The sequence below is a fragment of the Actinocorallia longicatena genome, assembly GCF_039534125.1.
Taxonomy (GTDB): Bacteria; Actinomycetota; Actinomycetes; order Streptosporangiales; family Streptosporangiaceae; genus Actinocorallia; species Actinocorallia longicatena.
Window position 1 is genome coordinate 182,768 of record NZ_BAAAUV010000005.1, and the last position, 21,255, is coordinate 204,022.

Sequence of the window (21,255 nt, forward strand, 5' to 3'; positions counted from 1 at the left end):
TGCGACGGGCCGCCGGAACCTTGCCCCGGCGGCCCGCTCCAGTACCGAGGAGAACCATGCAAGTCTTCCTGCAGACCCTGGTCGGCGGCCTCAGCCTCGGCGCGATCTACGCACTGGTCGCGATGGGGTTCTCGCTCGTCTACCGCACGATGGGCCTGGTCAACTTCGCGCACGGCAACGTCGTGATGATCGGCGCGTACGTGGCCTCCACCTTCTACCTGACGGTCAAGCTCCCCTTCGTCCCGGCCATGGTGATCGCGCTGGTGATCACCGCGGGCATCGGCCTCGTCATCGAACGGGTGCTGCGGCCGCTGGAGAACAAGGACTTCGACCTGATGCTCATCGGGACGATCGGCTTCGGCATCGTCCTGGAGGCCCTGGCCACCCTGATCTGGGGCGCCACCGGCCGGGCGGTGCGGAACCCCGTCCAGACGGCGCCGCTGGACGTCCTCGGCGTCCGGATCCGCACCTACGATCTGGTCGTCCTCGGCGTCACCGCGCTCGCGATGGTGCTCCTGGTGCTGTTCCTCCAGCGGACCAAGCGCGGTGCCGCCATGCAGGCCGTCGCCATGGACCACGAGGCCGCGACCGCGGTCGGCATCCACGTCGGGCGCAGCAACGCCATCGCCTTCTCCATCGGGGCGGGCCTGGCCGCGCTGGCCGGCGGGCTCGCCGGGCCGCTGCTGTACGTCAGCCCGACCATGGGCGGCTCCCTCGGCATCAAGGGGTTCGCCGCCGCGATCCTCGGCGGCTTCGGCAGCATCCCCGGCGCCATCGTCGGCGGCCTCGGTATCGGCGTCCTCGACTCCTACTCCGCCGGCCACTTCGAGGGCTACTCCGACCTCGTCACCTTCCTGGTCTTCACCGCCGCCATCATGATCCGGCCGACCGGGATCTTCGGAGAGAGAACGGTGAACCGCGCATGACCTTCCGCTCCCGGCGCACGCTCCGGCTCGGCTCCCTGGCCGCCGCGGGCGTCCTGCTGTACGCGCTGCCCTACGGGCTCGGCTCCTACGCCATCCACGTGGTCGACGTCGCCATCATCTTCGCGCTCCTGGCCATGGGCCTCGGCCTGGTCATGGGCATCGCCGGGCAGGTCAACCTGGCGCAGATCGCCTTCTTCGGCGTCGGCGCCTACGCCACCGCGCTGTTCACCACCCAGGCGGGCTTCGGGTTCTGGGTCTCGGCGGTCCTGGCGATGCTCGCCGCGGTCGTCGCGGGTCTCGTGGTCGGGTTCCCCGCGCTGCGCGTCCAGTCTCACTACCTGGGGATCGTGACCCTCGGCCTGGCCCTGGCCTTCCTCAACTGGATCATCAACACGCCGATGGCCGGGGGAGCCGACGGGATCTCCGGCATCCCGGTGCCCCCGCTCGGCGCCGTCGACCTGCGCGACGAGTACCTCTACTACTACCTGGAGATCGTCGCCTTCCTGATGGCGCTCGGCTTCGGCCTGTTCGTCGTGCGGACCCCGCTCGGGCGCCGGATGAAGGCGATGCGGGACGATCCGCTCGCCGCGGGCGCGATCGGCGCGGAGATCCCCAACCTCCGGATGACGGCGTTCGTGCTCGCCAGCCTCTACGGCGGCCTCGCGGGCGTGCTCTACGCCGGGCTGATCCGCTACGTGGCGCCCGAGAGCTTCAGCATCGCCAACATGTTCCTGCTCCTGGCGATGGTGATCGTCGGCGGCCGGCAGAGCCTGTGGGGGTGCGTCGTCGGCGCGGTCGGCCTGTCGCTGATCCGCGAGTGGCTGGTCGACTTCTCCACCTACGCCCAGCTCGGCTATGGACTGGTCGTCGTCCTCATGGTCGTGTTCGCGCCGACCGGCCTCGCCGGGGTGCCCGTCCGGGTCGCCGAGCGGATCGACCGCAGGCGCTCCGCCGACCGGGCCGTTCTGCGGCCGTTCCGGCCCTACGAGCCCCTGGACGGTGCCGAGCACGCGGGGCCCGAGGTCGTGGGGCTCGAGGTCGTGGGGATCAGCAAGCACTTCCGCGGGGTCAAGGCGCTCAGCGAGGTCGCCTTCACCGTGGAAGCCGGCGCCATCCACGGGGTGGTCGGCCCGAACGGCTCGGGCAAGACGACCCTGTTCAACGTCATCAGCGGGCTGTACAAGGCGACCGCGGGACAGGTCGTCATGGACGGCCGCCGGATCACCGACGCCCGTCCCTACCGGCTCTCCCAGGCGGGGATCGCGCGCACGTTCCAGAACCTGCGGCTGTTCGGCGCGCTGACCGTCCGCGACAACGTCCTGGTCGCCCTCGACCGGACCCGCACCCGGTTCATCTGGCGGTACGCGCTGTGGCCGGTCGGCGTCTGGCGCTACGACCGCGAGCTCCGGCACCGGGCCGACGCCCTGCTGGACCGCTTCGGCCTGGCCGACTACGCCGGCGCGACGCCCGGCGCCCTGCCCTACGGCATCCAGCGGCGCATCGAGATCGCCCGCGCGATGGCCTGCGCCCCCCGGCTGCTCCTGCTGGACGAGCCCGCCGCCGGGCTCAACGGTGAGGAGGTCCGCCAGCTCTCGGAGATCGTGCGGTCGATCCGTGACAGCGGCGTCACCGTGATCGTCATCGAGCACAACATGGGATTCGTGATGTCCCTGTGCGCCCGGGTGACCGTCCTGTCCGGCGGCCGGGTCATCGCCGACGGCACCCCCGCAGAGGTGGTGGCCACCCCGGCCGTCATCGAGGCCTACCTCGGCGACGAGTCGATGTCCGACGCGCCGCTGGACCTGCCCACGGAGGTGAAGTGATGATCGGCGAGTACTCCGTCAGGGACCTGTCGGTGCACTACGGCGGCGTCTGCGCGGTGAAGTCGATCAGCTTCACCGTCGCGGAGGGACAGTCGATCGGGGTGATCGGCGCCAACGGCGCGGGCAAGAGCTCCACCCTGCGCGCCCTGATGGGCCTGGTGCCGCGCAGCTCCGGCACCGTCACCTTCGACGGCAAGGACATGTCGGGGGTGCCGGCCAGGAACATGGTCCGGCACCGGATCGGCTACGTCCCCGAGGGACGTCATGTCTTCGGCGGGCTGCCGGTGGAGAAGAACCTGCTGCTCGGCGCCTATGCCCGGAAGTGGAACGCCGAGACCCGCGCGAGCCTCGAGGAGGTCTACGCGCTGTTCCCGGTGCTCGGGGAGATGAGCGACCGGCTCGCCGGCGCCCTGTCCGGCGGCCAGCAGCAGATGCTCTCCATCGGCCGCGCGCTGATGGCGGGGCCCCGCCTCCTCCTGCTGGACGAACCCTCGATGGGGCTGTCGCCCAAGCTCGTGGACGACATCCTCGCCGCCCTCCAGAAGCTCCGCGACCAGGGTCTCAGCCTCCTGCTCGTCGAGCAGAACGCGAAGCTGACCTTCGAGGCCACCAGCGAGTGCCTGGTGATGGAGAACGGCGAGGTCGCCATGACGGGCACCTCAGAGGAGCTCCGCAAGGACCTCCGGGTCCGCAAGATCTACCTCGGCCTGTGAGGCGGGCGAGGGTGCCGGGCCCCGTGGGGCAGGATGGGGTGCGTCCCATGCCGAAGAGGGGGTCGATGCGAGATGGCGGCAGAGCGGCGCGTGCCGACGCAGGATGACGTGCTCGGGTACTTCGAGACGCTGTCGAACTGGGGGAGGTGGGGCGAGGAGGACGAGCGCGGCACGCTGAACCACGTCACCGACGAGGTGCGGCTGGCGGCGGCGCGGGCCGTGCGCCACGGCAGGAGCGTGTCGTGCGCGTGGGAGGTGGCCGTGCCGGGGGAGATGGAGCGCTCGACGATGAGCTGCCCGTGCGCCGCCGACATGCCGGGCGCCGAGAACATGCCGTCGCCCGTGTTCGCCAACGACCGGCGCTGGGGCTTCTCCTCCGAGCGGCTCGGCCTGACCTTCCACGGCAACACCGTCACCCACCTCGACTCGCCCTGTCACCTCTTCTGGGACGGCCTGATGTACAACGGGCGGCCCCACGCGCTGGTCGACCCCGAGAAGGGATCGGCGTGGGCGGCCGTCACGGCGGCGGCCGACGGGATCGTCACCCGGGGCGTCCTGCTGGACGTCGCGGCCGTCCGCGGTGTGCCGTGGCTGGAACCGGGGGAGGCCGTGCACCCCGGCGATCTGGAGGAGGCCGAGCGCCGCCAGGGGGTACGGGTGCGCTCCGGTGACGCCGTCCTCCTGCGCACCGGCCATGGCCGTGCCCGGCACGAGGCCGGTGCCTCCGGCGGGTTCACCCAGGCGGGGTGGCACGCCTCCTGCCTGCCGTGGCTGCACGAACGGGAGGCCGCGCTGATCGGCGCCGACACCCCGCAGGACGTCCAGCCGTCGGGGTACGACGACGTGCTGATGCCGGTCCACGCTGTGAGCCTCGTCGCCATGGGCCTGTGGCTGCTCGACAACTGCGACCTGGAGGCCTGCGCCGCGACGGCCGCCGAGCTCGGCCAGTGGGACTTCCAGCTCGCCGTCGCCCCCGTCCGCTTCGCCGGAACCTCCGGCAGCCCGGTCAACCCGATCGCCACGTTCTGACCGCGATATCCCGCCAGGCTGATGGGTGCAGGCCGGTCCAGGTCCGTTCGACGTAGGCGAGGGCGTTCTCGCGGGTGTCCTCGTGGTGGGCGACGGTCCAGCCGGCGGGGACGTCGGCGAACGCGGGCCACAGGGAGTACTGGCCCTCGGCGTTGACCAGGACGAGGAAGCGGCCGGGCGGGTCGTCGAAGGGGTTCATGGTTTCCTCTCCTGGGGGTGCGGCTCGGGGCGGATCTTCCGCGCGATCACTTCGGCGATCACGGCGAGGGACGCGGGCTCCATCACGAGCCGGTGCTCGACGTCCAGGTCGTGGTTCTCGACGGTTCCGCCGATCAGCGGGCCCCAGTCGTCCGCGCCGGCCGGGGAGCCGGGGGCGCGGCCGCGCAGGGCCGTGAAGAACACGATGTCGCCGTCGGCGGGGCCCGGTGTGTAGGCGTCCGCGATGCGGAGGCCGTTCTCGTAGTTGCGGTACATGGCGACGAGGCCGTCGTCGTCGAGGCTCGCGAAGACGCTGCCCCTGTCGCGCAGCGCCGCCATGATCCGGGGGACGTCCGTGGCGGCGGGGTCGCCCGCGATCTCCTCGGAGATCCCCGCGGCCTCCAGCAGTTCCGGGACGATCTCCCGGTGCGCGGCGTCCAGGTCCTGGGAGTGGAAGGCGTCGATCAGCACCAGCAGGGCGACCTCCTCGCCCGCCGCCCGCAGCTGACGGGCCGCCTCGTAGGCGAGCAGGCCGCCGAGGGAGTAGCCCGCCAGATGGTAGGGGCCGCGGGGCTGGACGCTCCGCAGATGCGCGACGTGGTCGCGGGCGGCGTCCTCCACCGACGTGTGGAGCGGCTCACCGGGGTCGGCGAACCCGCGTCCCTGGAGGCCGTAGACCGGCTGGCCCCCGGGGAGGTGCGGGAGCAGACCGAAGTAGGGCCAGGCCAGGCCGCCCGCGGGATGCAGGCAGAACAGCGGGGGCCGGTCGCCCTCGGCGCGGATCGGCAGCAGCACGCCCGTGCCCGCCTCCGCCCCGGTGGGCGCGGCCGCCAGCGCGGCCACGGTCTGGTGGGTGAAGATCGCCCGCGGGGTCAGCTCGAGGCCGTCCTGCCGGGCCAGCCCGGCCAGCCGCATCGCCGCGATGGAGTCGCCGCCGAGCTGGAAGAAGCTGACATCGGCCGGGACCGACGGCCGCCCGAGGGCCCGGGCGAACAGCGCGGCGAGCCGCTCCTCCGCCGCCCCCTCGGGGTCGCGGCCCGCCGGCCCGCCGCCGGGGGCGGGCAGCGCCCCGCGGTCCAGCTTGCCGGTGGGGGTGAGCGGGAACCCGGGCAGGAACACCGACGCCGACGGCACCATGTACGACGGCAGCCTCGCGGCGGCGAACGCGTGCAGCTCCGCCGCGAACTCCCGGCCGGTCTCCCGGCCCAGCACCGGCACGACGTAGGCGACCAGCCTGCGCTCACCCGGCCGGTCCTCGCGGGCGATGACCGCGCTGCGGGCGACGCCGGGATGCAGGTCGAGACACGTCTCGATCTCGCCGGGCTCGATCCGGAAGCCGCGGATCTTCACCTGGTGATCGGCCCGTGCCACGTACTCCAGCAGTCCGTCCCCGGTCCGGCGGACGAGGTCGCCCGTCCGGTACATCCGCTCGCCGGGCGCCCCGTACGGATGGGCCACGAACCGTTCCGCCGTCAGCCCCGGACGCCCCGTGTACCCGCGCGCCAGGCCGTTCCCCGACAGGTACAGCTCGCCGGTGACACCGGCCGGGACGGGCCGCAGCGCCTCGTCGAGCACATGGGCACGGCGGCCGTCCAGCGGGGTTCCCAGCGGGACGCTCTCCCCGGCCCCCTCGCGCACCGGATGCAGGGTGGCGTAGGTGGTGGTCTCGGTCGGCCCGTAGGCGTTGAGCAGCTTCAGTCCCGGGCAGGCGGCCAGCACCGCGCGCACGGCCGTCGGTGAGGCGGTCTCGCCACCGGTGTGGACGGTCCCGAGCGGGGCCAGGGCGGCGAGATCCTCGGCCGCGATCAGGTTGAACAGCTGGGTCGTGATGAGGGCGAGGCCGACCCGCTCCCCGGCGAGCAGCCGGGCCAGATCGGTGACGTCGGGATCGCCGGGCGGGGCGACCACCGCGACCCCGCCGTTCAGCAGCGGGGCGAACATCTCGAAGGTGGAGGCGTCGAAGGCGTGCGGAGCGGAGACCAGGACGCGTTCCGGACCGGAGCAGACCCTCGGGTCGGTGACGAACCGGACGACCTCGCCGTGCACCAGCCCCACGGCCTTCGGCTCGCCCGTCGACCCCGAGGTGAAGAGCTGGAGCGCGAGCTGGGAGGGGTGCACGTCGACGCCGGGCGGATCCGAGGGAAACCCGGCCAGGGCCGGGTCGGCGTCGACGACCACGACATGCGCAGGACGCCGGAGCCGGCGGCCGCTCATCGCCCGGTCGGTGAGCAGGACCGCCGCGCCGGTCCGGTCGAGGATCCGCCCGATCCGCTCGGCGGGATGGCCGTGGTGGAGCGGGACGCAGCAGCCACCGGCCTTGAGGACCGCCAGCGACGACACGAGCACCTCGGGCCCGCGCTCCTGGAGGATCGCGACGGCGCTCTCCCGGCCGACGCCCAGCCCGATCAGCCGGTGGGCCAGCCGGTTCGCCCTGGACTCCAGCTCGGCATAGGTGATCGACCGGCCGTCGGACCTGATCGCGACCTCCCCCGGACGGGCGGCGGCGATCTCGGCGAACCGGGTGACGACGCTCTGGCCGCCGGGGAGCCGGACGGCCGTGTCCCCGCCGGAGACCACCGGTTCCCGCTCCCCGGGATCGAGCAGATCGACCCGGGCGACGGGCGTCTCCGGATCGTCGGCGATGGTACGGAAGGCCCGCTCCAGCCGCCGGACCAGGCGCCGTGCCTGCCCGGCGTCGAACAGGTCGGGCCGGTATCCCAGGCGCAGCGACAGCCGCTCGCCCGGGACGGCGGCCAGCGCGACCGGGTAGTGGGTGGCGTCGTGGCCGCCCGCGCCCCTGACCTTGAGGCCGTCGAGGTCGGTGGCCTCGGCGGCGGGGTCGTAGGGGTAGTTCTCCAGCACCGTGATCGTGTCGAACAGGACGCCCGCCGGGGTGAGCCGCTGGATCTCGGAGATCGCGAGATGGTGGTGGGACATCAGCCGGGCCTGCTCGTCCTGGAGCCGCGTCAGGGCCTCCCCGAGGGTGTCGGACGGCCGCACCCGGACCCGGACGGGCAGCGTGTTGATGAGCAGGCCCACCATCGAGGCGACCCCGGGCAGCTCGGGCGGGCGCCCCGACACCACGCCGCCGAAGATCACGTCGGTTCTGCCGGTCTCGCATCCCAGGACCAGCCCCCAGGCGAGCTGCAGGACCGTGTTCAGGGTGACGCCCGCGGCACGGGCGCGGGCGGTGAGCGCGGCGGTGGTCCGCGCGTCCAGCAGCAGCTCGGCGGTCTCCGGCCGGACGGCGGGCCCGGACGCCCTCGGCCGGATGAGCGTGGGCTCCTCCACTCCCTCCAGCGCCCTGGTCCAGGCGGCGACGGCGGCCGCACGGTCCTGTCCGGCGACCCAGGCCAGAAAGGACTTGTAGGGAATGAGCGGCGGCAGCCCGGCGTCGTCGCCGGCACTGAGGTAGAACGCGAACAGCTCGGTGTTGAGGATCGGGGTCGACCAGCCGTCCAGCAGGAGATGGTGGTGGGTGCAGATCAGCTGGTGCTCGTCCGGCGCGACCCTGGCCAGGACGAACCGGAGGAGCGGCGGCCTGGTGAGGTCCCACCGGTGCCCCTTCTCCCGCTCGACCAGCCGCGGCAGCGCCTCGGGATCGTCCGAGAGGTCGACCTCCTCCCAGGGCGCCCGGACCTTCCGGTGCACGACCTGCACGGGGTCGCCCTGTCTGCGCTGGCGGAAGGAGACCCGCAGGTTGGCGTGGCGGCGCAGCACCGCCTCGACCGCGGACCGCAGCCGCGCCGGATCGAGGGGGCCCGTCAGTTCCAGGACGAGCTGGGCGGAGTAGACGTCCGCCGCGCCGTCGTAGAGGGCGTGGAAGTACAGGCCCTGCTGGAGCGGGGCCAGCGGCAGCACGTCCTCCAGGTTGGTGGCCATCTCAGCGGGTCACGGCCGAGGAGCCGAGCCTCCAGTCGCAGGTGGCGAGGGCCGATCTGCCGTCGCCGGTGGACCGCTCGACGATCTTCCCGTCGACGGCGATCGAGCAGGAGACCGTCCCGGCGTCGCGGGCGGTGATCGACACCGACACCGGGGAGCCGGTCTTCAGCTCGAAGCTCTTCTCCCAGGGGAGGGCGGCGTCCTTCTCCTTGCCGACGCCGCCCGCCGTCCAGAAGGAGACCGTGCCGCCGGGAGCGGTGCCCTCCGCCCGGTAGACGACGTGGTGCAGGGCGTTCGCCGGCTTCGCGGGCGGAACGGGTTCCGGTTCCCCGGATCCTCCTCCGCAGCCGGCGAGGACCAGGGCGAGCAGGACGAGGGGGAGGTGACGGTTCACGAGAGTTCTCCTGGAAGGGCCGGATGCCGGCTCGGTCGAACGTGGAGGTCGTCGCTCGCGACCACGAAGGCCTGCGCCACGAGCGGATGGCGCTTCAACGTCTCCTCGATCTCGCCGGGCCCGATCAGCGGGCCGCGCAGCGGTGGCGGGTCGAGGGAGGCCAGCGGCCGGCCGGGATCGGCGACGGACGCCCGCAGGAACCGTTCGACTCCGGCCAGCAGCGCGGCGGCCTCGGCCCCGGTGAGCAGGCCGGCCCGGTGGTGCAGGCGCAGCGACGGCCGGGAGCCGGGAACGACCACGAACGCGATCGGGAAGGCGAAGGAGTCGTGGGTCTCGGAGCCGGTGATCCGCAGGCCGCCGGGAGATCCGTCGAGGGTTCCGAGGCCGGACGTCCCGTCCTCCATGACCATGAGCGTGTCGAAGAGCCCGGCTCCGCCGGAGGCCGGCCGGACGCGGGAGGGGCCGAGCGGGTGGTGGGGCAGCAGTTCGGCCTGCTCTTCCTGGAGCCGTGCCAGGAGCCCGGCGAGGGTGTCGCCGGGGCGGATCCGGACCCGGACGGGCAGCGTCCCGAGGAACGCCCCGATCATGTTCTCGACGCCGGGCAGGCCGGGCGGACGTCCGGAGACGGCCTGGCCGAACACCACGTCGTCGAGGCCGGTGAGCCCGCCGAGCACCACCGCCCAGGCCGCCTGGAACAGCGTGTTGACCGTCACGACGAGGCGGCGTGCCAGAAGGGTGAGCCGCCGGGAGAACCCCTCGTCCAGGTCGAGGCGGGCCTGCCGCCGCGCCCCCGGAGGCGGGCCTGCGCGCCTCCGGACGGCGAGGGTCGGCCCGCCGAGCCCGGCCAGCGCCCGCCGCCAGGCGGCCTCGGCGGCCCGGCCGTCCTGGCGGACCAGCCACGCCGGATAGGTCCGGTACGGGACGGGCTCGGGCAGCGTCTTACCGGATCCGCCCGCGAGATAGAGGGCGAACAGCTCGGCGACCAGGAGCGCCCTCGACCGGCCGTCCATGAGGATCTGGTGGTGGGTGAGGATCAGCCGGTGCCGGTCGCTCGCCGAGCGCAGGAGGGCGAACCGGAGCAGCGGCGGCCGTGCCAGGTCGAACCGGCGGGACCGCTCCGCCGCAGCGTGGAGGCCGGCGTCCCGGCCGGCGAGCTCGATCTCGGTCCAGTCCGGAGGGACCTCGCGCGGGATCAGCTGGACCGGACGGCTGATGTCGCGGTCGGTGAAGGCCGCACGCAGGTTCGCGTGCCTGGCCGGAAGCGCCTCGGCCGCCAGGCGCAGCGTCGCCGCGTCCAGGGGGCCCGCCAGGTCGAGGACGAGCTGGGCGATGCCGCCGCCGTCCTCGCGGCCGTCGTCGAGGAAGAGGTCCCGCTGGGCCGGGGAGAGGGGAAGGATGTCCAGCAGGTCCCTGCCGTCCGCCGTCCCGCTCATGTGTCACCTCCCCTCTTGCGCCAGGTCGCCTGCAACGCGTCGATCTCGGACTGCTCCAGTTCGACCAGGAGGTCGGAGCTGGTGAAGGTGCTCGCCGCGCCGTCCCGGGCGTGGGCGGCCAGGCCGCGCAGGGCGGCGAACCAGGCGTCGGCGAGCCCGGCCACCTCCTGCTCGGTGAACAGCCCGCCCGGCCAGGTCCAGATGACGGTCAGCTCGGGGCCGCCGGGACCGTCGTGGACGATCGCGCCGATCTCCAGCGGGTGGGCGGCGGGCAGCGCGGGGTCCTCTCCGGAGGGGAGCGGCTCGGCGGCGGGGCTCCAGCCGGACGCGTCCCTGGCGACCCGGCCGAGGTAGTTGAAGGCGATCTGCGCTCGCGGGAGATCGGCCAGCTCCTCGGCGGTCTCCTCGTTCAGGTACCGCAGGAGGCCGAAGCCGATCCCGCCGTCCGGCACCCGCCGCAGCTGCTCCTTCACCTTCTTGACGGCTCGTCCGGCGGCGTCGCCGCCCGCGAGGATCTCGGCCCATTCGGCCCGCCCGGGGTCCAGCCGCACAGGGTGCAGCGAGGTGAACCATCCGACGGTCCTGGACAGGTCCATGCCGGGGAACAGCTCCTCGCGGCCGTGCCCCTCCAGATCGATCAGCACGTCGGTGCCGCGCCCGCCCCGGACCCGGCGCCAGTGCGCGACGGCCAGCGCGAGGCCGGTGAGCAGCACGTCGTTGACCCGGCCGTGGAACGCCGCCGGGACGGTCGTCAGCAGCGGTTCCGTCGTCCCGGCGGGCAGGCTCACGGTGAGGTGGACGGCGGTGTCGGCGGTGTCGGTCCTGGCGTCGAGCGCCCGTCCGGCCAGGCGCGGGTTGGGTCCCTCGACCAGTTCGAGCCAGGTGTCGAGCTCCCCGGTCCGCCCGGGGCTCGCCGCCTCGGCGGTGAGGCGCTGCGCCCAGCGGCGGAAGGAGGACGGGACCGGCTGGAGGTCGAGGCCGACCAGGGCACCCACGAAGTCGGGCAGGACGATCCGCCAGGAGACCCCGTCGACGACCAGATGGTGCAGGACGAACAGCAGGCGGCCCTGCTCGTCGTCGGCGTCGAACCAGATCAGGCGGCCGGTGCGCCCGGCGGCCGGATCCAGCCGGGCCGCCGCGGCGCCGGCCTCGGCGTGGATCACCTTCAGGAGGGTGGCCTGGTCGAGTCCCGCGACGCGGACCCGGGTGACCAGGCCTTCGGCGGAGGCCTCGGCGGGGATGACGGGGCGGCCGTCCTCGAGACGGAGGCGGAGCACGTCGTGGTGGTCGAGGACCTTCTGCCAGGCGGCGGTCAGGGCGGCGACGTCCTGGCCCGGTGGGGTCCGCAGGAGCATCGACTGGTGGAAGCCTTTGGAGGAGCCGCCGCGTTCCCGCAGCCACGCCATGATCGGGGTGAGGGGGACGGGGCCGGTGCCCGCGCCCTCGGGTTCGGTCTCGATCTGCTCGTCGGCGGTGTCGCGGGCGTGGGCGGCCAGCGCGGTGACGGTCTGGTGCTGGAACACCTCGCGGGGGGTGATGAGCAGGCCGGACTGGCGGGCCCGGGCGACGAGCTGGATGGCGATGATGGAGTCGCCGCCGAGGTCGAAGAACCCGTCGTCGGCTCCGGCGCGGGCGGGCAGCGCGAGGACCTCGGTGAACAGGTCGGCGAGGAGTTCCTCGCGCTCGCTCGCCGGGGCTCGGCCGGAGGCCCCGACCGTGATCTGCGGGGCGGGCAGGGCACGGCGGTCGAGCTTGCCGTTGCCGGTCAGCGGGAGGGCGTCGAGGAGGACGACCGCCGAGGGCACCATGTGCGCGGGCAGTTCCGCCGCGGCCAGCGCCCGGACGGCCTGGGCGTCCAGGTCGTCATCGGCGGGCACGACGTAGGCGACCAGGCGCCTGTCGCCGGGACGGTCCTCGCGGTCGATGACGGCGACGTCGCGGACGGAGGCGTGCCGGGAGAGGACGGCGTCGATCTCGCCGAGTTCGATCCGGAAGCCCCGGATCTTCACCTGGAAGTCCGAGCGGCCGAGGTACTCCAGTTCGCCGTCGCGCGTCCACCGGGCGAGGTCACCGGAGCGGTACATGCGCGTGCCCGGGGCGCCGAACGGGTCGGCGACGAACCGTTCGGCGGTCAGGGCGTGCCTGCGGTGGTAGCCGTGGGCGAGTCCCGCTCCCGCGACGTACAGCTCGCCGGTCACGCCCGCCGGGACCGGCTGGAGACGTTCGTCGAGCACATAGGTCCGCAGATCGGGGAGGGCGGCGCCGATCACCGAGCCGGGCGCGGTCTGGCAGGCCACCTCGTCGAGCGCGATGTGGGAGACGTGAACCGTGGTCTCGGTGATCCCGTACATGTTGACGAGGACGGTCCCGGGGCGGCGGGCGGCGAAGGCGGTGAGGCGCTTCAGCTCGAGCGCCTCGCCTCCGAAGATCACGAAGCGGAGGGAGAGGACGGCGGGGGCGGCGGCGTCGGCGGCCATGAGCTGGTAGAACGCCGACGGCGTCTGGTTGAGGACCGTCACCCGCTCGGCCTCGAGCAGCTTCAGGAACTCCACAGGCGAACGCGAGACCCCGTAGGGGACCACCACGAGACGGCCGCCGTACAGCAGAGGACCCCACAGCTCCCACACGGAGAAGTCGAAGGCGTAGGAGTGGAAGAGCGTCCACACGTCGTCCGGGCCGAAGGAGAACCAGTGCTCCGTCGAGGTCATCAGCCGGATGACGTTGGAGTGCGGGATCACCACGCCCTTCGGCTTCCCGGTCGACCCCGAGGTGTAGATCACATAGGCCGGGTCCGCGGGATCGATCACCACGCCCAGGTCCGAGCCGTCGGTCTCGGCGGCCTCCGCCAGCACGCCCTCGTCGACGGTCAGCACCGGGGCGGCGTCCTCGAGCGTGGAGGCGATCCGCTCGGCCGGGTAGCCCGGATCGATCGGCACATAGGCCGCGCCGGTCTTCAGGACCGCCAGCACCGCCATGACGAGCTGTTCCGAGCGGGGCAGCCGCAGCGCCACCGACGTCCCGGGGCCCGCGCCGAGGACGCGCAGATGCCGGGCGAGCCGGTTGGCCGCCGCGTTGAGCTCGCCGTAGGTCAGGGACGCGCCTTCGAAGGTGACGGCGGGGGCCCGCGGATCCCTGGCGGCCTGGGCCTCGAACGCCGCGACGATCGTCGGCGGCAGCGTGGCGGGCGCGTCCGTCGCCGGCGCGCTCCAGCCGGTCAGGACGGTCTCCCGCTCGGCGGGGGTGAGCAGGCTCGTCGCGCCGAGCGGGGCGTCGGGCGCGGCCAGCAGCGCGTCCAGGATCCGGGCGAAGCGGCCGAGGAACCCGGCCGCCGTGGCCGGGTCGTACAGGTCGAGCGCGTACTCCAGTTCGCATCCCACCCCGGCGGGGGCGCCGTCGGCGGAGAACCGCTCGGTGAGGATGAGGAGCTGGTCGAAGCGGGCGACGCTTCCCGGCAGCGGCTCGATCTCCGCGGTGAAACCGTCGTGCGACAGGCGGGCGGCGGGGTTGTTCTGGAAGGTGAGGCCGTTCTGGAACAGCGGGTGGCGGCCCATGTGGCGCTCGGGGTTGAGGACGTCGACGAGGCGTTCGAACGGCAGGTCCTGATGGGCGTAGGCGGCCAGGTCGGTGTCCCTGACGCGGGCGACGAGCTCGCGGAAGGTCGGGTCTCCGGAGGTGTCGGTGCGCAGGACCAGCATGTTCACGAACATGCCGACCAGGTCGTCCAGTGCCTCGTCGGTGCGGCCCGCGATCGGCGAGCCGACCGGGATGTCCGTCGCACCGGACAGCTTCGCGAGGAGCGTCGCGTAGGCCGCCTGGGCGACCATGAACGGCGAGGCTCCGCTCGCGCGGGAGAACTCCAGGAGCCGGGCGTGCGTCGCGGCGGGCAGGTCGAGACGGGCGGTGCCGCCCCGGTAGGAGGCCTGTTCGGGGCGGGGCCGGTCGGCGGGCAGGTCGAGCTGCTCGGGCAGCCCGGCCAGCGCCGCGCGCCAGTAGGCGATCTGGCGGTGGAGCGGGCTGTCCGGATCGTCCTCCGCGCCGAGCAGCTCCCGCTGCCAGAGCGCGTAGTCGGCGTACTGGACGGGCAGCGGCTCCCAGGCGGGGGCCGTTCCGCCGAGCCGGGCGGCGTAGGCGGTGAACAGGTCGCGCGCCAGGGGCGCCATCGACCAGCCGTCGCCCGCGATGTGGTGCAGGACCAGCACGGCGACGTGCAGTTCGGGCGCGAGCCGGAACAGGTGGACGCGCAGCGGAGTCTCCACCGCGAGGTCGAACCCGTACCCCGCGGCCCGGGCGAGGGCGACCGGAAGATCCTCCGCACCGATGCCGGCCGCCTGGACGTGCGGAACGGCCGCCGCCGCGTCGAGGATCTGCTGGCGGGGCGTCCCGCCGGAGTCCGGGAAGATCGTCCGCAGCGACTCGTGCCGTCCGACCACGTCCGCGAGGGCCGCCTGGAGCGCGGCGGCGTCCAGTGGTCCCGTCAGCCGCAGCGCGATCGGCAGGTTGTAGGTCGCCGAAGGGCCCTCGAACCGGTTGAGGAACCACAGCCGCCGCTGGGCGTAGGAGAGCGGCAGCACCGCGGGGCGCTCCGCGGCGGCGAGCGAAGGCCGCTCCGCCCGTGCCGCGTCCTCCAGCAGGGAGGCGATCGCCGCGACCGTCGGACGCTCGAACAGCGCTCGGATCGGCAGCTCGATCCCGCGCGCGCGGCGCAGCCTCGCGGCCAGCCGGACGGCGGCCAGCGAGTCCCCGCCGAGGGCGAAGAAGTCGTCGTCGAGACCGACCCTGTCCCGGTCGAGCAGCTCCGCGAGAACGTCGCAGAGCAGGCGCTCCGTCGTGGTCACGGGGGCCCGGTATCCGGAGACCGCGATGGTGAGCCGCGGCTTCGGCAGCGCCGTGGTGTCGACCTTGCCATTGGGGGTCAGCGGCAGGGCGTCCACGACCATGAACACGCTCGGGACCATCGAGGCGGGCAGATGCGCCCGGGCGTGGGCCCGCAGCTCCTCGGCGTCGATGGCGGCGTCGGGGGCCGCGACGACATAGGCGACGAGCTGCCGGTTCTCTCCCCGAGGCCGTGCGGGCGGGGCGGCGGCGGCCAGGGCGTCGAGGGCGGTGCGCAGCGCGGCGGGGATCTCGGGGGAGAACGCGGCGAGGGGACGATCGAGGCCCTCCGCGGCGGCCTCGACCAGCGTCCTCAGGACGTGCAGAAGCCCGCCCGCCGCCTCGGCCGTGAACAGGTCGGCCCGGTACTCGAGCCTGAGCTGGAGGGTCCTCCCCGGGATCGCGAGCAGGGTGAGGGGGTAGTGGGTGGCGTCCTCGAGGTCGGCGCGGACCAGGCGGACGCCGTCGACGGCGCCGTCCATCGCCGAGGCGTCCAGCGGGTAGTTCTCGAACACCGTCATCGTGTCGAACAGGACACCAGTGCGGAGCAGGTTCTGGATCTCGCCGAGGCCCAGATGGTGGTGGTCGAGGAGGCCCGCCTGCTCCTCCTGGAGCCGGGTCAGCGCCGACAGCAGCGACTCCCGCGTCCGCGGGCGGAACCGGACCGGCAGCGTGTTGATGAACAGGCCGACCATGCCCTCGACGCCGGGGAGCTCGGCCGGGCGGCCGGAGACCGTAGCGCCGAACACGACGTCGTCGCGGCCCGTCAGCCGGGCGAGCACCAGCCCCCACAGCCCCTGGACCAGGGTGTTGGCCGTGAGCTGGTGGCGGCGGGCCTGGTCCAGGAAGGCCGTGGACAGCTCCTGCGGCAGGTCCAGGACGAGCCGCTCGGGCGGGGCCGCGCCCGTCATCGGAGCGCCGGGGGCCAGGACGGTCGGTGCGGGCGGCCCGGACAGGGCCTCCCGCCAGGCCGTGGCCGCGGCGTCGCGGTCCTGTGCGGCGAGCCACTCCAGATAGCCCTCGTAGGAGGGGACGGCCGTGGGCTCGATCCCCGCGTAGAGGGAGAAAAGCTCACCGGCCAGGGTCGGTGCCGACCAGCCGTCCAGGACGATGTGGTGGCTGGTGACGAGCAGCCGGGTGCGGCCGCCGCCGGGCCGGAGCAGAAGGAACCGGATCAGAGGCCCGTCGGCGAGGGAGAACGGCCGGATCCGCTCGGCCGCGGTCGCCTCCTCGAGGTCCGCCTCGGTGGTCTCGGCGACCGTGAACGGCATCTCGACCCGTCCCGGGACGAGCTGGACGGGGCTGCCGTCGCGGAGCTGCCCGAACCGGGCGCGGAGCGGGGCGTGCCGGTCCAGCAGGGTCTGCGCGGCGGCCCTGAGCCGGTCGTGGTCGGGTTCACCGTCCAGATCGAAGATCAGCTGCCCGGTGTAGACGTCGGTTCCGCCGAGATTGAGCAGGGACTGGAAGAAGAAGCCGTACTGGAGCGGGGTGAGCGGCCAGATCTCGGCGAGGCCGGGATCGGCCGCCTCCAGCTCGTCCACGTCCTCCTGGGTGAGCCGGACCAGCGGGAAGTCCGACGGGGTGCGTCCGCCCTCGGCGTCGGACAGCTCGGCGAGCGCGTGCTCCCAGGCGTCGGCCAGCTCAGCGGTCCGCTCCTGCGGCCACAGGCGCTCGGCGTGGACCCAGGTGATCCGCAGCCGCGGGCCCTCGGCGGTGTCGTGGACGATCGCGTTGATCTCCAGGGCGTGGCCGAGCCGCGCGTGCGGCGCGGCTCCGCCGGCGGCCGCGCTGACCGACCAGTCCCCCGAGTCCTCGATCGGGGCCCGGCCGAGGTAGTTGAACACGATCCCGGGAGCGGGCAGGGCGGCGAGCTCGGGGCCCGCCTCGGGGTGGAGATGGCGGAGCAGGCCGTAGCCGACGCCGTCGCCGGGCACCCGCCGCAGCCGCTCCTTCACGAGCTTCACCGAGGCGGCGGCGCCGGCGGCTCCGATGCTCAGGCGCACCGGATAGAGGCTGGTGAACCAGCCGACCGTCCGCGACAGGTCGACGCCGGGAGCGAGCTCGTCACGGCCGTGGCCCTCCAGGTGCAGCAGCAGGTCGCCGTCGCCCTCGGCGGAGCGGAAGGCCCGGGCGAGGGCGGCGAGCAGCACGTCGGTGGTCCGCCCGTGGAAGGCGGCCGGGACCGGGCCGAGCAGGGCGCGGGTGAGCCCGACGGGCAGCTCACGGACGACGCTCCGCGCCGTGGCGGCGGTGTCCGGCGGACCGGGGACGGCGGAGGCGACGGCGGGCCCGGTCAGGGTCTCGCGCCAGGCGGGCAGCTCGCCGGTCCGCCGCGCGGCCTCCTCCCGCAGCAGGCCCGCCCAGCGGCGGAAGGACGTGCCGACCGGCTCCAGGGTCCCGCCGGCCAGCGCGGTGACCAGGTCGGGGAGCAGGATGCGCCAGGAGACGCCGTCGATGACCTGGTGGTGGGCCAGGAGGAGGAGCAGGCCCTGGTCGTCTCCGGCGTCGAACCAGACGAGCTGGATGTTCCGGGCCGTGGCCGGGTCGAGCCGGTCCCTGGCCGCATCGGTGGCCTCGGCGACCGCCGACGCGCGTTCGGCGGCCGTCAGCGCGGAGACGTCGACCCGGTGGCACAGCGGGGCGGCGTCGATCGCGGGCAGGACCTCGTAGCCGCCGTCGCGCCGGGCCAGCCGCAGCGCGTCGTGGTGGTCGACGACCGCGGCCAGCGCGCCGGTCAGGTCGCCGAGCCCGGCCGGGGTGCGCACGAGGACGCTCTGGTGCAGGCCCTCACCGGCGCCGGACTCCTCCGACCAGCGCAGGATCGGGGTCGCGGCGACCGGTCCGACACCGGCCCCCGCGGGCTCGGCCGGGAGCTCCGTCTCGGCCGGGGTGCGGGCGGCCGTGGCGAGGCCCGCCGGGCTCTGGTGGCGGAAGACGTCCTTCGGGGTGATCACCAGGCCGTGCGCGCGGGCGCCGCTGACCAGCCGCATCGCGGTGATCGAGTCGCCTCCGGCATCGAAGAAGGCGGCGTCGGCGCTGACCCGCTCGAGGCCGAGGATCTCGCCGAACAGCGCGCAGAACACCTCCTCGCGGGGGTCGCCGGGAGCCCGGTGGGCGGCCGCCGTGAGCGCGCCGAAGTCGGGGGCGGGCAGCGCCGCCCGGTCGAGCTTGCCGTTGGGGTTGAGCGGCATCTCCTCGAGCACGACGACGGCGGCCGGGACCATGTGGTCGGGCAGGCTCCGGCCCACGTGCTCGCGGAGCTCGGCGGCGAGCCCGTCGGCCCGCTCGGCGACCACGTAGGCGACGAGCCGGGCGGCACCGGTGCCCTCGGTCCGCGCCATGACGACCGACCGTGCGACGGCCGGATGCCGGTCCAGCACGGACTCGATCTCGCCGGGCTCGATCCGGAAACCGCGGACCTTCACCTGGTGGTCGAGCCGGCCCAGGTACTCGATCGTCCCGTCGTCCCGCCAGCGGGCGAGGTCGCCCGTCCGGTACATCCGCTCGCCGGGCCCGGCCGCAGGGAACGGGCAGGCGACGAACCGCTCCGCGGTGAGCGCGGGACGGTCGTGGTAGCCCTGGGCCAGCGAGGCGCCCGCCAGGTAGAGCTCGCCGGGAACGCCGGGCGCCACCGGGCGCAGGGCCGCGTCCAGGATGTAGGCGCGGGTGTTGCGGAGCGGGCGGCCGATCGGCGCCTCGCCCTCGGGGTTGCCGTCGTCGCGCCAGCCGACGGTGTAGACGGTCGCCTCGGTCGGCCCGTAGATGTTCCAGATCCGGGCCTTCGGGGAGACCTCCCGCAGCCTGCGCACGAGCCGGGCGGGCAGTGCCTCCCCGGCCAGGACGACGTCTCCGGCGTCCAGGTCCAGACCGGGTTGCGCGAGCAGCACCGCGACGGCCGAGGGGACCCCGCTCATCAGCGTGCCGCGCCAGCCGCCGCGCTCGGCGATCTCCAGCAGGTCCCGGACGATCTCGATCCGGCCGCCGACGGTCAGCGGGGCCAGCCACTCGAACACCGAGACGTCGAAGTTCAGCGACGTCGACCACAGGACGTGCGCGAGGCGTTCGGGCCCGAAGTCGGCGCGGGCCCACAGGCAGAAGTCCGCGACGGCGGCGTGGGAGACCACGACGCCCTTGGGCCGCCCGGTCGAGCCGGAGGTGTAGATGATGTAGGCCGGGTCCCGGGGATGGACGGAGCGGCCCCGTTCGGCGGCGGTGAGCGGGGCACCGGACAGGCCGTCCAGCGGGCCGATCCCGCCACGGAGCACCGCGGACGGCGCCGCGTCCGCGATGATCATTTCCTGGCGGTCCCGCGGATAGGCGGGGTCGACCGGAAGGTAGGCGGCGCCGGTCTTCAGCACCGCCAGGGCGGCGACGGCCAGGTCGGCGGTGCGCGGCAGGCAGAGCGCGACCGACGTGCCGGGACGGGCGCCGCCGGCGATCAGGCGGCGGGCCAGCCGGTTGGCGCGGGTGTGGAGCTCGGCGTGGGTCAGGGTGCCGTGGGCGTCGGTGACGGCGGGCGCGTCCGGGGCGGCCTCGGCCTGGGCGTCCAGCAGGTCCAGGACGGTGCCGGAGGGAGGCTCGGCGGCGGTGTCGTTCCAGGTGCGCAGGACCAGTTCGCGTTCGCCCGCGCCGAGCAGGTCGATCTCACCGAGCGGGGTGGACGGGTCGGCCGCCGCCATGGCGGTGAGCAGCCGGACGAACCGCTCCTGGTGGGTCTCGACCTCCCGCTCGGTGTACAGCTCGGAGTGGGCGTCGAAGTCGACCCGGGCGCCGCGGCCCCGGTCGTCGTCGTAGATGACGATGGACAGGTCGTCGACGGGACCGTTGCCCAGGTTGTGCTGGACCGTCGTCACGCCCTCGAACTCGGGCGCGAAGTCGTAGGCCATGATGTTGACGGTCGGCCCGTGGATCCGGCGGCCCACCAGCTTCAGGTCGCGGATCAGGTCCTCGCGCCGGTAGCGCTGGTGGCGCAGGAGCCGGGCGGCGGCCCTGGACGTCCGCCGGGTGAGCTCCTCGACCGTCATGCCCGGCCGCACCGTCACCCGCAGCGGCAGCACCGTGGACATGTGGGTGAGCGTCTCGCGGGCCAGCGGGGTGACCCGGCCGGTGACGGCGACGCCGAGGACCACGTCCTCGGTCCCGGTGGACTTGGCGACGAAGGCGGCACAGGCGGCCAGCGCCAGCCCGGGGGTCGCGGTCCGCAGGCGGCGGGCGCCCGCGGCCAGCCCCGCGGTCGCGGCGTCGCCGAGCCTGACCGTCCGGCGGCGGAAGTCGCCGGTCGGCGGGGCGGTCCGGTCGGTGAGGCTCACGACGTCGGGACGGTCGGCGAACCGCTCCGTCCAGTAGGCCCGGTCGGCCGCGTACCCGGCGGACTCGCGGTAGGCGGCGTCCTCCGCGAGCAGCGCCCGGTAGTCGCCCTGCCGCCGGGGACGGTAGTCCTCGCCCCGCGCCAGCATCGAGTAGATCTCGGCGGCCCGCCTGCCGAGCATCGCGCCGGAGTAACCGTCGATGAGGATGTGGTGGGCGCGCAGGAACCACCAGTGCAGCTCGCGGCCCAGCCGCAGGATCCGGGCGGTGTAGAGCTCGCCGTCCGCCAGGTCGATCGGCCTGCGCCGCTCCGCCTCGATCCAGGCCTCGGCCGCGGCCCGCGGATCCGGCTCCCCGCTGAGATCGATCTGAACCAGCTCGGCCCGCGGCGCGTCCTCCAGCACCTGGAACGGCAGGCCGTCCCGCTCGCCGAGCCTGAGGAACAGCGCCTCGGCCTCGTGCGCACCGATCTCGGCGGCCCTGTGCAGCAGCTCCGGCTCGAACGGCCCCTCGATCTCGACGTACTGGGCCACGCAGATCGAGGTCGCAGGACTGAGTTGCTGCGCGTACCAGACGCTCTGCTGCGCCGACGACAAGGGAAGGGGACCTGAGAGAGGCATGTGGGGTGCTTTCACGCTGGCAGCGGCCGTCGCTGATACGATGAAACACTAAATGCAT

At 73.9% G+C, this 21,255-nt stretch carries 9 protein-coding genes; 4 read left to right on the forward strand and 5 right to left on the reverse strand.

From position 1 onward, the window contains the following. The first annotated feature begins 56 nt into the window (after positions 1 to 56). From ABD785_RS11695 to ABD785_RS11710, 4 genes are all read left to right on the forward strand, one after another. Positions 57 to 926: a branched-chain amino acid ABC transporter permease gene (locus tag ABD785_RS11695; RefSeq protein ID WP_344826072.1), complete on the forward strand. Its 870-nt coding sequence runs from the start codon at positions 57 to 59 to the stop codon at positions 924 to 926. After that, complete coding sequence (locus ABD785_RS11700; RefSeq protein WP_344826075.1) at positions 923 to 2,749, forward strand: branched-chain amino acid ABC transporter ATP-binding protein/permease; 1,827 nt, start codon at positions 923 to 925, stop codon at positions 2,747 to 2,749. The genes ABD785_RS11695 and ABD785_RS11700 overlap by 4 nt, the downstream gene beginning before the upstream one ends. Beyond that, complete coding sequence (locus ABD785_RS11705) at positions 2,749 to 3,462, forward strand: ABC transporter ATP-binding protein (RefSeq protein ID WP_344826078.1); 714 nt, start codon at positions 2,749 to 2,751, stop codon at positions 3,460 to 3,462. Before ABD785_RS11700 ends, ABD785_RS11705 begins: the two co-directional genes overlap by 1 nt. A 90-nt stretch (positions 3,463 to 3,552) precedes the next feature. Then, positions 3,553 to 4,491, forward strand: coding sequence for a cyclase family protein (locus ABD785_RS11710; protein WP_344826081.1), 939 nt, complete (start codon positions 3,553 to 3,555; stop codon positions 4,489 to 4,491). On the opposite strand, the gene ABD785_RS11715 is transcribed toward ABD785_RS11710, so the two are convergent. The 5 genes from ABD785_RS11715 to ABD785_RS11735 are packed head-to-tail and all read right to left on the reverse strand — an operon-like array spanning position 4,469 to position 21,173. Further along, positions 4,469 to 4,690 (reverse strand): MbtH family protein, encoded by a 222-nt coding sequence (locus ABD785_RS11715; protein WP_344826084.1) that lies wholly within the window; start codon positions 4,688 to 4,690, stop codon positions 4,469 to 4,471. The two genes, ABD785_RS11710 and ABD785_RS11715, sit on opposite strands and share 23 nt — an antisense overlap. Continuing rightward, positions 4,687 to 8,571, reverse strand: a complete 3,885-nt coding sequence (locus ABD785_RS11720; protein ID WP_344826087.1) for an amino acid adenylation domain-containing protein — start codon at positions 8,569 to 8,571, stop codon at positions 4,687 to 4,689. Before ABD785_RS11720 ends, ABD785_RS11715 begins: the two co-directional genes overlap by 4 nt. Before the next feature lies 1 nt (position 8,572). After that, positions 8,573 to 8,965 carry an MmpS family transport accessory protein gene (locus tag ABD785_RS11725; RefSeq protein ID WP_344826089.1) on the reverse strand — a complete coding sequence of 131 codons (393 nt, stop codon included), beginning with the start codon at positions 8,963 to 8,965 and terminating at the stop codon, positions 8,573 to 8,575. Next, entirely contained in the window at positions 8,962 to 10,398 is a 1,437-nt protein-coding gene (locus tag ABD785_RS11730; protein ID WP_344826093.1) for a condensation domain-containing protein, read from the reverse strand. The genes ABD785_RS11725 and ABD785_RS11730 overlap by 4 nt, the downstream gene beginning before the upstream one ends. Beyond that, complete coding sequence (locus tag ABD785_RS11735; RefSeq protein WP_344826096.1) at positions 10,395 to 21,173, reverse strand: amino acid adenylation domain-containing protein; 10,779 nt, start codon at positions 21,171 to 21,173, stop codon at positions 10,395 to 10,397. Before ABD785_RS11735 ends, ABD785_RS11730 begins: the two co-directional genes overlap by 4 nt. Between the last annotated feature and the right edge of the window lie 82 nt (positions 21,174 to 21,255).

What these genes read in the sequence shown, in the direction of transcription:
- ABD785_RS11695 (WP_344826072.1), top strand. Translation starts at nt 57, where the DNA reads ATGCAAGTCTTCCTGCAGACCCTGGTCGGCGGCCTCAGCCTCGGCGCG.
- ABD785_RS11715 (WP_344826084.1), bottom strand. Translation starts at nt 4,690, where the DNA reads ATGAACCCCTTCGACGACCCGCCCGGCCGCTTCCTCGTCCTGGTCAAC.
- ABD785_RS11700 (WP_344826075.1), top strand. Translation starts at nt 923, where the DNA reads ATGACCTTCCGCTCCCGGCGCACGCTCCGGCTCGGCTCCCTGGCCGCC.
- ABD785_RS11705 (WP_344826078.1), top strand. Translation starts at nt 2,749, where the DNA reads ATGATCGGCGAGTACTCCGTCAGGGACCTGTCGGTGCACTACGGCGGC.
- ABD785_RS11730 (WP_344826093.1), bottom strand. Translation starts at nt 10,398, where the DNA reads ATGAGCGGGACGGCGGACGGCAGGGACCTGCTGGACATCCTTCCCCTC.
- ABD785_RS11720 (WP_344826087.1), bottom strand. Translation starts at nt 8,571, where the DNA reads ATGGCCACCAACCTGGAGGACGTGCTGCCGCTGGCCCCGCTCCAGCAG.